At 38.7% G+C, this 13,857-nt stretch carries 8 protein-coding genes; 3 read left to right on the top strand and 5 right to left on the bottom strand.

Annotation, left to right across the window (positions count from 1 at the left end; translation table 11 throughout):
* Positions 1-39 precede the first annotated feature (39 nt).
* Both AAGF08_RS01805 and AAGF08_RS01810 read right to left on the bottom strand, forming a co-directional pair.
* Positions 40-684, bottom strand: a complete 645-nt coding sequence (locus tag AAGF08_RS01805; RefSeq protein ID WP_343509194.1) for a hypothetical protein — start codon at positions 682-684, stop codon at positions 40-42.
* 11 nt (positions 685-695) lie between these two features.
* Positions 696-2,855 carry a TonB-dependent receptor gene (locus AAGF08_RS01810; RefSeq protein ID WP_343509195.1) on the bottom strand — a complete coding sequence of 720 codons (2,160 nt, stop codon included), beginning with the start codon at positions 2,853-2,855 and terminating at the stop codon, positions 696-698.
* A gap of 211 nt (positions 2,856-3,066) precedes the next feature.
* Between AAGF08_RS01810 and AAGF08_RS01815 the strand changes: the two genes are divergently transcribed.
* Genes AAGF08_RS01815 through AAGF08_RS01825 form a run of 3 tightly spaced genes read left to right on the top strand, consistent with a single transcriptional unit; the run spans position 3,067 to position 8,781 of the window.
* Positions 3,067-4,209, top strand: a complete 1,143-nt coding sequence (locus AAGF08_RS01815) for an efflux RND transporter periplasmic adaptor subunit (protein ID WP_343509196.1) — start codon at positions 3,067-3,069, stop codon at positions 4,207-4,209.
* A gap of 4 nt (positions 4,210-4,213) precedes the next feature.
* Entirely contained in the window at positions 4,214-7,381 is a 3,168-nt protein-coding gene (locus AAGF08_RS01820) for an efflux RND transporter permease subunit (protein ID WP_343509197.1), read from the top strand.
* On the top strand, positions 7,378-8,781 hold the full coding sequence (locus AAGF08_RS01825) for an efflux transporter outer membrane subunit (RefSeq protein WP_343509199.1): 1,404 nt from the start codon (positions 7,378-7,380) through the stop codon (positions 8,779-8,781). The genes AAGF08_RS01820 and AAGF08_RS01825 overlap by 4 nt, the downstream gene beginning before the upstream one ends.
* A 26-nt stretch (positions 8,782-8,807) precedes the next feature.
* Here the strand turns inward: AAGF08_RS01825 and AAGF08_RS01830 are convergent, their stop codons facing one another.
* The 3 genes from AAGF08_RS01830 to AAGF08_RS01840 form a co-directional block, all read right to left on the bottom strand.
* Positions 8,808-10,460 (bottom strand): DUF748 domain-containing protein, encoded by a 1,653-nt coding sequence (locus tag AAGF08_RS01830; protein ID WP_343509200.1) that lies wholly within the window; start codon positions 10,458-10,460, stop codon positions 8,808-8,810.
* A 107-nt stretch (positions 10,461-10,567) separates the two neighbouring features.
* Positions 10,568-12,367 carry a M14 family metallopeptidase gene (locus tag AAGF08_RS01835; RefSeq protein ID WP_343509201.1) on the bottom strand — a complete coding sequence of 600 codons (1,800 nt, stop codon included), beginning with the start codon at positions 12,365-12,367 and terminating at the stop codon, positions 10,568-10,570.
* Positions 12,368-12,455: 88 nt separating this feature from the next.
* Positions 12,456-13,841 carry a sulfatase gene (locus AAGF08_RS01840; protein ID WP_343509202.1) on the bottom strand — a complete coding sequence of 462 codons (1,386 nt, stop codon included), beginning with the start codon at positions 13,839-13,841 and terminating at the stop codon, positions 12,456-12,458.
* Positions 13,842-13,857: the final 16 nt, after the last annotated feature.

The following is a 13,857-nucleotide window of genomic DNA, read 5'->3' on the forward strand; positions in this document are numbered from 1 at the left end:
AGTTAACAATCAAAACATCTTCAATTGTGCACAATTTAATTATTTGCAATTTTTTAAAACTTCCTCTGATTGGCTTTTGCCCCAAGTAGGTAGAATGTAATCCTCATTGATTTTAGCTTCTTCTTTTTTGTAAAGATCTAATGCCATCCTTGCCATTCCACAGGCTTTTTCAGGACCTGATCCAAAAAACTGCGCCATTCCTAGTTCCATTTGAGCCATTAAGGTTAAAGCTCTTGGATTCTCTCTATCAAGATTAATGGCCTTTCCATAGATCTGCATAATTTCTGGACTTAGACTTTGGCCCCTTGAGGCAGGATCTAAAGATAGTTTGCCCATTAATACAAATCCCTTCAGAGCTGTAATTTCTGAGTTATTTGGAGCAATATTCTCTGCCTTTTGGACCAATTCAAGAGCTTGATCAAAATAATTGTCTTTATTCACATCAAATCTGAAAGCTGCCATAGTTTGATTGTAAGCTGCGTAGTATAGCGGAAGCCACTCTTCATTTTTGGCTTCAGCGATTCTCAAAAACCCATTAGTTACCTCTTGTGCTGATTCAAGATTTGGGATGGAATTCATGGCTAAAATCTGTTTTTGCATTGCGGCTTCATAGGCTGGATCAATAGCTTTTGCAAATGATATCCATATAAAGGCGAGTGCGATAGTTAGAATTGTCTTTTTCATGGTTTTGTCTTTTATAGGTTGTTTAAATTATTAGCGGTTTTGTCTTTAGAAAGAGTTAGGAAAATACCCAAGAATAAAAATCTAGGGGCTACCTGTCCTTGAGGAATCGATTCAAATATTCCCTGAGCGTTTGTTTTTGGGCTGAAGGTGTAGCCAAACACATTATCTCTACCCAGTACATTGGTACATGCAAGATGAATGATGAGGTTTGGCTTTGGTAAGTAACTCCATGAAAGGCTCAGGTTTTGAAAACTCTTTGTTTTAGAATTCATCTCAGCCTGATCCAGATTTGGGTTGGTGTAAGTATATCCATCGTTGAAGGCAAAAGAAGCTCCGATTTGAGATTTAAGTGGAACCATAAAATGCTTAACCACAATGGAAAGGTTGTGCTTTGGAGCAAAGCTAGGCTGAACTCGGCTTTGAAATTGATTAAATCTTCTCTTGCTATCCACATAGCTATAGGTGATCCAATAATCAGTGTTTTTGATACTTTGGCGATCTCTAAAGAAAAAATCAATTCCTTTCGCAAATCCGGATCCCCCATTGGTAAGCTTTTCAGGAGCATCAGGAAGTCCTTCAAAAGTGACTAACTGATCATAGGATTTATAAAAGGTTTCTGCTCTAAACGTTAATCCATCTTTTGAAAACAGGTAATTTAAAATCAAGTGATTTGATTCTGAATTTTGAAGATCTATGTTTAAAACTCGGAAGTTTTCGATAGGCAGCTGATGGAATCTACCTGCCGCAAAAGATAATTTACCTTTTTCGTTTAGTTGATAGGCCACAGAGAATCTTGGGTCTATCCAATTCTCTCTAGATAATGAACTTGTTCCGGCTCTCAGGCCGCCCCGGAAGACAAGATTTTTGTTTAGGTAGAAATCCCATTCTGTAAATAGATAGGATTCACGGTCATTATAGTTTCTAACCAAACCCTCCTTCACTAGTGTTTCTGAATAAGGATGCATAAAGTGCTCTACCCCAAATTTTGCTGAAAGGCGGTCAGAAATGTCCTTAATAGCTGTTCCTTTTAAGTGAAGAATTTCATTTCTTCTCTCGATTAATAAGCTATCGTAGGCGATCTTATCATGATTTTTAGAATAAGAAACTCCTGCAAATAATGTCCACTTATTCTTTGTTAATGTTCTCCAATTAGCTTGTGCAAAACTGTAATCATTTTTTAGATCAACAAGCACTTTCTTATCGGTACCAGGGAGTGGTTGCCAAAGACTCATGCCTCCAGACTCTGTTCTTGCCATAACTTTGAGCAAGCTATTTTTTCCTAATTTCTTTTGGGCAGCAAGTTCCAAATCCCAACTGTTTGGAGCAGCTTCAAATTCAATTTCTTGTTTAATCAAGCCCTGATAGGGTCCCAGGTTAAAGTAGTTTGCACTTGCTGTTATACTTTGCTTTTCGTTTGCGAGGGTATGAGAATATCCTCCGCCTACAGTCATTAAGCTAAGATCTCCTTGGCTTCGAATCGATAGATCTTTGGTATTTAGTGCCAAAGCTGAAGAAAGTGCTTGGCCATACTCAGCAGAATAGCCTCCTGTACTGAAAAATGTACCTTTAAAAAGGTTTGGGTTGAAGCGAGTTCGAGTAGGGACATTGCCAGTTGTGGTTCCGTAGGCATTTCCAACCCGCATCCCATCGATATAAATTCCAACCTCAGTGGCATCACCTCCACGAACAAAGAGGCGACCGTCATTACCTACTGTGCTTGTTCCAGGGAGAGTTTGGAAAGCACCCATAATATCACCCATGGCGCTTGGAGTTGTTACAATATCAAGTGGTCTGAGGATCACGGATTTGCTTTCGTCAGATGCTTCCATGGCTCCAGCGGAGATGGTCACGGCATTCATTTCTGTGATTTCCTCAGTCAGTGTAATAGTTGGTATTTCTTGAGTTTTTTCAGTGAGCGTGACTGCCAATTCTTTTGTCTTAAAACCTAGGAATTGAAAAACTAAAATCTGAAAATCTTTCTCAGTGGTGGTCAATTTGAATGTCCCATCAATTGTACTGCTGGCTCCATCAAAGCTTCCTTTGATAAAAATATTTACACCAGGCAGGCCGAGTCCTTTTTCATCAAGCACTTTGCCATGCAATTCAGTTTGGCCAAATGCATTACTGTTTAAAAGAAGAAAGTAGATAAATAATATTGCCTTGGTTTTCATTTCAGTTCAATTATGAACCAAATATGAAGTCATAATTCAGCCGAAAAAATTGAAACTGACTGAAGTGTAGAAAACCCTGACTGAAATGTCAAGTATTCAGATGAACTTAAATGGGGTTAAATAAATACTCTAATTTCAGATCATTAATTTTAGTATAATTTATTAGATTATATTTTTTTAACAGCATTAGTTCTGGCAAAATATTAATAAGATGAAATTTTCTGTAAGAATTTTGATGATTGGATCGGCTTGTATTGCTTTTTCGTGTTCTTCGCCGCCAGAAATACTTGAAAAACCGCCTGTTGAGATTGAAGTAGTACGGTTGAAATCAGAGTCGATTCAACTGGAAAAAGACTTTGTTGCTCAAATATATGGTAAAGTGGATATTCCTATACGAGCAAGAGCTGAGGGATATTTAGAAGGGATTTACTTTCAGGAAGGTAGAATGGTCAATAAAGGAGAACTCTTATATACTATTGACTCAGACCCATTTCAAGAAGGGGTAAATGCTGCTAATTCGCAACTTGCATCAGCCAAGGTGAGCCTTACCCAAGCAGAAAATGATCTTGCAAGATACCTTCCTCTAGCAGAAATTAATGCAATTTCCCAAAAGGATCTTGATGCAGCTATAGCTAATCGAGATGCAGCGGAAGCAATGGTTAAAGCAGCAGAAGCGCATTTGAGGTTTGAAGATATTCAATTAAGCTACACCCAAATAAAATCTCCCATTAAAGGACTAATAGGCAAAACTAATGCAAAAGTGGGTGAATATGTTGGAAGAGACCCTAATCCCGTGATTTTGAATACGGTTTCTTTGATTGATTCTGTTCGGGTAGAATTTTTCCTTTCTGAAAATGATTATTTGTCCCTTTTTAGGGAATATCAGGAAGAGCATCGTAAGGTAAGTGATGAGGGGAAAGCAGAAATTAAGTTGATTTTGTCTGATGGAATTCCATTTGATCAGGTAGGAACAGTAGATTTTATAAATAGGCAAATTGAAGCCACCTCAGGTACAATTTTGGTTCAATCTACTTTTCCTAACCCTGACCGACTGATTCGTCCGGGTCAATTTGCAAGGGTTCGAGTTCCCATCCAAAATATTGAAAATGGTGTATTGGTACCCCAAAGAGCAGTCAGTGAATTTCAGGGGAGGTTTTTTGTTTTTAAAGTGGGAGAAGATAATAAGGTTATTCAACAAGCAATCCAGATAGCAGGAAATCATAGGGATTATTTTTTGGTGCAAAGTGGACTGAATTCGGATGATTTAGTTGTTCTTGAAGCCATTCAGAAAGTGGCCGCTGGTCAGGTGATAATACCTAAAGAAGTAACTTTTCAATCCCAGTACAAAGACTAATCTAATGGCAGAACTAGACGAATCAAAGCAAATTTTCTTTGTAAAGAGACCGATCGTGGCCATTGTCATTGCGGTTTTTATGGTGGTTGTAGGTGCCGTTTCAATATTGGGATTGGCTATCGAACAATATCCAGATATTACGCCACCCGTGGTACGAGTTAGTACTGCATTCACTGGTGCAAATGCTATAAGTGTAGAACAGTCTGTCGCATCTCCACTAGAGCAGGAAATCAATGGGGTTGAGAATATGCTCTATATGAAGTCAACTAATGCAAATGATGGAACATTGGCATTAGATGTAACTTTTGACCTAGGAACTGATCCTGATATGAATACGGTCTTCACCCAGACCAGAGCTGCTGCAGCGACTCCAAAACTTCCCGAGGAAGTCAAAAGACTTGGTGTTAAGACGGAAAAGTCTATGCCTAACATTTTGATGTTAGTGACTCTTACTTCTGAAGGTGAATATGACCAGGAATTTCTTGGGAATTATGGGATAATTAATGTGAAAGATCAATTGGCTCGACTAAGAGGAATAGGTAGAGTTCAAGTTTTAGGAGCAAGTGATTATTCCATGCGGATTTGGGTAAAACCAGATCGGCTTGCTAAATTGGGAATAACCATTCCTGAAATCGTTGATGCTGTGAGAGAGCAAAATGTGATTGCTCCAGGAGGTAAGTTTGGTGCAGAACCTGCGCCACCAGGTACAGAGTTTACTTATACCGTTCGGCTTCCAGACAGATTGGTTTCAGAAAAAGAATTTGGCGATGTCGTTATAAGGACAGATGCAGATGGAAGTCAGATTTTCATAAGAGATGTTGCTCGAGTGGAACTTGGAGTTGAGTCATACAATGCTTTCACCAGACTCAATAAAAATGGTTGTGCAATCATTGCACTCTATCAAGCACCAGGCTCTAATGCTGTTGAACTCTCAGAAATTGTTCGACAAACCATGGATGAACTTGCCCAGGATTTTCCAGAGGGAATAGAATATAAAGTTTCACTTGATTCTACGGCCCCGATAAAAGCTGGTATTTCTGAAATAATCGAAACACTGATCATAGCTCTATTACTGGTTGTTTTGGTAGTTTTCCTTTTTATTCAAGATTGGAGGGCTACATTAATTCCTACTCTGGCCATACCTGTTTCCTTGGTAGCAGCTTTTATGGTTTTCCCTTTACTTGGTTTTTCAATAAATACACTCTCTTTATTGGGCTTGGTTCTGGCTATTGGAATAGTGGTGGATGATGCTATTGTAGTCGTAGAAGCCGTGCAGGTTAATATGCAAAAAGGGATGGATCCTAAAACTGCTACATCTGAAGCAATGAGAGAAGTGACTGCTCCAGTGATTGCAACTACCCTGGTTATGGTAGCGGTATTCGTTCCAGTGGCGGCGATGGCAGGGATCACTGGCAAGCTTTATCAGCAGTTTGCGATTACCATTGCCGTTTCTGTTTTATTTTCTTCTATTAATGCGCTGACTTTAAGTCCAGCACTTTGTTCCCTATTGTTAAAAAGCTCCACAGGTCCAGCAAAAGGAATATTAGGACGATTTTTCAATAAATTCAATACTGGGTTTGACAAGAGTACTGAAAGTTATTATGGCTTGGCAAAAGTCATGGCTGGAAAGTTAAAGCGTGGCTCAATTTACATACTATTTACTCTAGTAGCCGCTGGAATTTTAGGTTCAATGGTGCCGGGGGGATTTTTACCTGAGGAGGATCAAGGGTATATCTATGTCAACCTTCAATTGCCCAATGCAGCTTCAATGCAACGAACAGATGAAGTAATGAAAAAGGTGGAGGAAATTGTAATGGCGCAATCTGAAACAGAGTATGCGACAGCACTTTCTGGCTTCAGCTTGTTGGCGGGGTCGTTTATACCAAATACAGGTTTTATGTTTATCACCTTGACAGATTGGGATGATCGTGAAGCTACAGCTAAAGAGGTGATGCAAAGGCTGAATGGAATTTTTGCGAAAGAAATCCAAGAGGCTCAAGTTTTAAGCTTTGGACCACCGGCAATTCCCGGTTTAGGAAATGGATCTGGGTTTAGTATTATGATTCAGGATAAAAAAGGTCAAGATCCTGTTTATTTAGCTCAGAATACCTATGCTTTTATAAGAGCTGCACAAGAAAGGCCTGAAATTGCCTCTGCATTTACTACTTATCAGGCAACCGTCCCCCAGCGCTTTATGGAGATCAATCAGGATAAACTACTTAAAACTGGCGTTCGCTTGGGTGATGTTTATAATACCTTTGCAGCCTATCTCGGCGGCGCCTATATCAATGACTTCAATCGTTTTGGAAGATTATACAAAGCTTATGTGCAAGCTGAACCCGAATATAGGCAAAGCGAAAGTGGTTTGGATTTGTTTTATGTCAAAAATAATCTGGGAGAGTCTGTTCCCATTTCAAGTTTCGTAAATGTCAAACGGATTTCGGGTCCAGACTATACGAATAGATTTAATCTTTTTAGGTCTGCGGAAGTTACGGGGTCACCAGCAGTCGGTTACTCATCTTTGCAGGCATTGGATGCTTTGGAAGAAGTGGCATCAGAAGTTCTACCGGATGATATGACTTATAGTTGGAATGCTATGAGTTACCAAGAAAAAGCTTCTTCTGGGCAAATAGGAGTAATTTTCGCTTTTTCTCTATTCTTTGTGTTCTTGATTTTGGCAGCACAATATGAAAGTTGGTCGCTTCCATTTGCTATTTTACTTGGGACACCTTTTGCGCTATTTGGTGCATTCCTTTTCCTGTATTTAGCCCGATTGATGGATGAAGCATATTTAAACAACATTTTTGCCCAGATTTCATTGGTTATGTTAATTGCTATGGCTGCAAAGAATGCCATTCTAATTGTGGAGTTTGCGAAAATCAAATTTGATGAGGGACTTAGTCTTTTTGATGCTGCTGTAGAAGCTGCAAAGCTGCGTTTTAGACCCATTTTAATGACAGTTTTTTCTTTTATACTAGGGGTTTTACCCTTGATTTTGGCTTCAGGTTCTGGAGCAGAAGCCCGTAAAGTAATGGGTATGGCTTTATTAGGAGGAATAGGAGTAGCCACATTCCTTGGATTGTTTCTATATCCCATGTTATTTGTTTTGGTAGGGAAACTTGCCAAATATGAAGAAAAACGAGAAGCACTATTAAATCCCAAAAAATCATGAGAAAACTCATAATCCTTTGTTTTGGGATAATTTCTATTTGGTCCTGTAAATCAGGCCAAAATTATCAAGGGTTGGAGATCACTATCCCTGATCAATATAGATTCACGGATACAACATATCAACAACAATTTGAAGAGGTAAATATTGATACAATTCAAATTGATTCCCTCCTGAATAGAGATTGGTTTGGAATCTTTAAAGATCCTGTATTGGATACCTTGATCCTACGTGCACTTGAAAACAATCAGGATTTAGGAATTGCTGCAGAAAATATCCAACAGGCTCAAAGCGCTTTGGTGATCCAGCGATCTCAAATGCTCCCATCAATAGGTTATTCAGCAGGCGCCACTCGGGGTAATTATGCCGGATTGGTTTTGCCATCTACTCAAAATGTATTTACCGGATTCGGCGCTGTAAATTGGGAAATTGATTTCTGGGGAAAATATCGGAGGCTCAATGAAGCGGCTAGGGCTAACATTATCTCCTCGGAGGAAGGTTACAGGGCGACTAAGCTAAGCTTGATGAGTACAGTGGCTTCATCATATTTTCAACTTCTGGAATTTAAATTAAGGTTGGAAATATCGAATCAGACATTGGCTCTGAGGGATAGCATGCAGAGAATTATTGAAGAGCGTTTTGCAAGAGGAATAATAGCAGAAATTGATCTGAATCAAGCCCAAATCCAAAGTGCAATAGCGGCAGGAAGTGTTCCAATTTGGGAACGATTAATTTCTCAAACTGAACATCAGATCAGTGTTTTAGTTGGGGAGTTGCCAATGGGTATAGAAACAGGAACACCATTGATAGATCAAGCTTTAAATTTGGAAATTCCAGAAGGTTTACCTAGCCAGTTATTAGCAAGAAGACCCGATATTCTTTTTGCCGAGCAAGAACTTATCGCATCTAATGCTTTGATAGGTGCCGCAAAAGCGAACCGATTGCCAAATATTTCCTTGACTGGCTTGCTAGGAGTAGCCGGTAGTGAATTTAAAAGTCTTGGTTCGGGTGGTGCAGCCTGGAATCTTGGAGGTTCAGTATTAGGTCCAATTTTCAATTGGGGAGCTTTACAAAGACAAGTGGATATCGAAGAAAGTCGAACCCGACAGGCAGTACTGAACTATGAGAGAACGGTTCTGGAGGCTTTCCAGGAGGTAGAGAACACATTACTTAATATTGAATCACTTAGAAAAGAACTAATTGCTAGAGAATCACATGTAAAGGCTGCCATAAGAGCTCAATTCTTATCTCAAGAGAGATATAATCAAGGAGTAACAAGCTATTTGGAATACCTGGAGTCACAAAGACAAGCCTTTGATGCCCAATTGAATTTTGCTGGAACGAAACAAGAACTACTAAGTAGCTTTGCCCAATTATACAAAGCCTTAGGTGGCGGTTGGTAAGTGACATTTCTAGGGGAATGATCCTTTTATTCCTTACTTGTTGTTTTTTTCTTTTTCCCATGTTTTTTCCCTCGATTTTCATTGTTGGAATGTTTCATCAGCTTCCTTGCTGATTTACTGGGAATGGTGGCCATTAATCCATCTTTTGCGCTTAACCAAATTAAATTAATAGGTCCTTTGTAGGGATCTCTTTTTGTAGCATAGGCTAGTTCTTGGTATTTTTTATCTTCAGGTTTATTTTGCTTATGTACCGCCAAATTTGCCATACTGCTAAGGAATCCCTTTTTGTGATGTTCTGCATTTAATAATTCAATCTTTAAATCTTCGTATTCCATCAAAAAATGGTTGTCTGAAAATTGAGCATTGGCTTCCATATTCAAATGCAGTTTGTTTAACCTTCCTGAAGCAATGGAGATTCCTGCCAAATTATTGACTGTTTGGTTCAGGTGAGTCATCTCCAAATTTTCTAATGTAATGTCAGCTTCCCATTCACGTTCAAAGTAATTTTCATGGACTTCCAGACTTAGCTGGCCGGATCTGTCAAAAACTGCATTTACTTGGACAAATAGGCTGTTTTCCCGCTCTATTTTCTCAATAGTTGAAACATTCAAAATCATTCCATTGATTTTAGACAATTCAATTGTACCTGGCAATTTTTGTCCGTTTCCAATTTCGGAATAGGTGATCGTGGAATTGGTAACCAGTAAAGAATCAACTTTCATGGGAAATGTCAAGGCCTCCAAAAGAAAGGAGAAATCTTGTTTAAGTTCCTTTGGAGGAAAGGGTCTGTTTTTATCTTTCCCTATTTTGAAATCCAAACTATCCAGGGTAATGGATTCTGCAATGACTATTAATGAATCTCCAAATTGACTTGCTTCACTAAGTCCTCTTACAGTTATTTTCCCAATTTCAAATTCCATGATTTCCTTTTGAACTGGTTGATTTTTGGCATGTTCATACCATTCTTTATCAAGTTCCAAGTGGATGTTTTTGAGGTTCATTTGACCTTTCGAAAAATCAAACCCATAGGATTCAAAATTAAAAGTCTGATTTTCTGAAACTTGATAAGCGAGATTTCTAAAGGAAATTTTCAGCTCTTCCAACTTAAAAGGTATGGCTTTGTCTAACTGGACATAGTCCGTCTCAATACCTCTGGCTATAATTTCAAGACCCTCAAAAGAGCCTATCTTCTTTAGACTATCTGTTAGGTCAAATAAGATGGCTTTTCCTTCTGACAAGGAGAAATTTTTTATTTCACCTCTGGAAATAATATCCCTAAATAGCGATTGAAAGGGCTTGCTGGACTCTACCTGTTCTCTTTGAAAATTGGTGCGGGTTAGGGTGAATTCTGGATTTAGAAAATGTAAGTTTTCAATGGTGATTTCTTTGGATCTTAAAAAATTAAAGATTCCAATTCCTTCTAAATTTGCCCGCACTACCTTACCCTCTATGATTGTAGGGATACTGTCCCCTGTTAGAGGAGTTATTTTCACCTGATTTAGTTCAATTCTTCCTTTTAAGACACTTACGCTAAGATTGTCGTAATTCAGATCATACTTACGGTTTGGATTTGTATTTAAGGTGTTTTCAAATTTAGTTTGAACCCATATCTCCAAAAAAAATATTGAGGCAAACAGAAGAAGCATAATAGCCCCTATAAAAACAAATAGCTTTTTCATTCAAATTGACATAAAATTTTCATATTCAATATAATAAAAAACCAAAGGATAAATTGAGACCCAAGTTCTGTCATGAAAAGCACCTTAACTTTTTGAGTACAGTAAAACTACCACTCCCTTCCTATAGGAATTACCTTCCAATTTTGATCTATATAGGGAGTTTGCTCATAAAACCAGCGGTAGATTCTTCGGGGTGATTTGGCAAACTCTTCGTCTTTTGCTTTCTCTTCTTCAAATCTCTTTTTCAATTCAGGATCATCTTCAAGCATCTGTTTCGCCAAAGGTTCTAAAAAATAAGTTTCCATGTATTCGGTCTGAGATAGAATTGAATTGAAATAGCCCCATTGGAAAAAACTATCAACTGATTCAGGTTCCATTAAGATCACTGCAAGTTCCCCTAATGCCTGTCTCGTTTTAACTCGCACAGATCCGGGTTGTAGGGTGACTTTTCTATATTCTTTGTCCAAATCAAAAGAGCGAAAACGCATCAAACCTTCATAAGGGCGGCTTACCATTTGGAAGTCACCTACGATTGAAAATTCAAGATTTATCTCTTTTTCTTCCTTTAAAACTTCCATTTCAATTCCATGTTCTTTCATCTTCTGGATTACTTCGACCCACTCTACCGGAATCCAGTAAGCTTTAGGCACAGGTACAGAAGTGACAGGCTTATCCATTAAAATACTCGGTACTATTTGAGTAATGGCTTCACCTTTCCAAGCCACATATTCGTTTCCGGAAAGCTCAGAGGTTACTTTTTCAGATTTGATTCCTAAAAACTCTACTGAATCAGCAGGAGTATCTCGAAAACCAAATTTGACGACTACGGATTCCATGCTCTGATCTTTGTCTGAAGCAATGGCTGCTTGAAGTTCTGTAAAATGATTTCCTATAGATTTGATTGCCTGCTCTAGAAAAACATAAGTTCCCAGAACTCGCTGCTGATATGGTTTCAAGGAGTGATTTTCTATTAAAATGGCCGGTAAATGACGAATGTCTCCATAAGTATGAGAAAACCTTGGGCTAAAGGAAAATGCAATATTCCCTTCTGTAAAATCCTCCCCGTTTGCCGCAAACAATAAAGGTCCTGGAATATGTCCTTGCTCTTTTAATGCCTGGTCCACTTCTGGTTTGAATTGATTTGTCAGCCAAGAGGAAATTTCAGGTGAATATCCTCCTGTTTCTACGAAACCATAGGTTACGTCATATTGATAATCCGCACCATCAGTCACATGAATATCAATGTAAAGATCTGGATCATAACTGTTAATAACTTTAGCAATTGCTTTAACTCCTGCTGTTTCCAATTTGGTATAATCCCTATTTAGATTTAGATTTTGAGCGTTCGTTCTCCAGCCCATGATTTTCGGGCCTCGTTGGTTGACGCGGGAATATTCACTTTTTCTCTCATGACCATCTACGTTTAGGATTGGGATAAAAAGTAAATTGGCATAATCCAAGAGCTCTAATTTTTCGCCCACATTAATATCTCTTAAAAGCATCATCCCGGCATCTTTCCCGTCGATTTCTCCAGCATGAATTCCAGCTTGAAATAGGATCAATGGCTTTTTAGATGTGGATAACTCCTCAGCGGTGAAGTCTTGGTCCTTAGAAACCATCACCATTTGTATGACCCTTCCCTGCTCGCTGACTCCAATCGAGTTGATAGCTATGTAGGGAGAGTTTTGACTTAATTTTTCGAGCCATGCCATCGTTTCATCATAGCTTGGAGTTTCTGTCAGTCCGGTAATTTCGCTTGGAGTGATCCAAGGATTAGAAGAGTCCACGATCAGACTTTTGCTTTTACCATTCCATGGCAGAAGTGGAGGAAGAAAATCCTGAGCTGCGACCTGAAAGGAAAAAGTAACTAGTGCTATTGCTAAAAGTGATTTACTTAAGTTTTTCATAAGAATAGATTATTGTATAAATATCGGAAGGAAAGCAGAAACTCAAAGCGATTCTCCTATTCATTCTGACAGATCCTCAAAACACCTTTTATTCATCTAACTTTATATAAGCTGGATTTGGAGTTTGAGGGATGGGGGCCGAAGTATATATCCACCAATCTTTCATCATTCCCAATAGCTCTTCTCTTTTTTCAGGCAGTTGTCCGGATAAATCAATCTTTTCTGAAAGATCATTTTCTAAGTTATAAAGCTCTATTTCATTTTCCTCAAAAAAATAATGAAGCTTCCATTTACCGAATCGCATGGCAGTTCCAGGACGGGTTCTGAAGAGGGAATCACGGGTTTCATTTTGACCATATTTATAAGATTCCAGATAAATTGGGAAGTGCCAAAATAGAGGCCTATCTGGCAGCTCTTTGTTTTGAGTCAAAAGTGGGATTAGACTTTCCCCATCCAAAGGAAATTCCTCTTTGATCTCTGCAGCCTCCAGGATTGTTGGGAAGATATCCAGATTTGTGATTGGGGTTTGCTTATTTGTTCCAGGTTTAATTTTTCCTTCCCAAATGAAAAAGAAAGGAACTCTAATACCTCCTTCGTAATAGCTTCCTTTGCCTGCCCGTAAGGGTTGTTGATCGGTAATTCCTTTCAGTCCTCCATTGTCAGAAACAAAGATGAGGATTGTGTTTTTGAGTTGATGGTTTCTCTTTAATGTGTTGATAAGTAAACCAATATTTCTGTCCAGGTTTTCCACCATAGTTGCGTATTCAGCATTGGACTGGCCGATTTTGGAGGATTTCTGCTCATACTTCGAAAGCAAAGATTTGACTGGCATAATCGGAGTATGGACTGCATATGGAGAATAGTACAAGAAAAATGGTCCTTCAGTTTTGTCCATTTCCTTCAGAGTTTTCAACATTATCGCATCTGTCAGATATTTTTCATTTTCTCCTTCCAAATTAACGTTGCCATAAGGAGGATAATAACTGGAAGGATGTCCATTGTGACCTCCTCCAATATTCACATCAAACCCATAATCTAACGGTGAATCACTTAGGTGCCACTTGCCGGCATGGATAGTTTTATATCCTGATTTTTTTAGGGTCTGAGGAATGATTTGATACTCCTTACCTAATGTGGTTTTATTTTCTGTTGGGATTATTTTTCTATCTCTGGAGTTTCCTCTCTCTGAGGTTCCAACAGTATAAATACCATGTCTGGGGTTCCACAAGCCAGTTATCATCGATGCTCGACTGGGTGCGCAATTCGCAGAAGAGGCATATCCCTGTGTAAATACCATTCCAGATCTTGAAAGGCTATCAATAATCGGGGTTTCATAAAAATCACTTCCCATGAAGCCGAGATCCCTCCAGCCCATATCATCAATATTGATCAAGATGATATTTGGCTTTTCCTGTTGAGAAAATGCCTGTAGACAGATAAGGATTAAGACCGCAATCGAAAGAAAGTACTTCATAGATGGAGAGAAAGGG

It is taken from the genome of Algoriphagus sp. SE2 (assembly GCF_039563885.1).
In the GTDB taxonomy this organism is placed as follows: Bacteria; Bacteroidota; Bacteroidia; order Cytophagales; family Cyclobacteriaceae; genus Algoriphagus.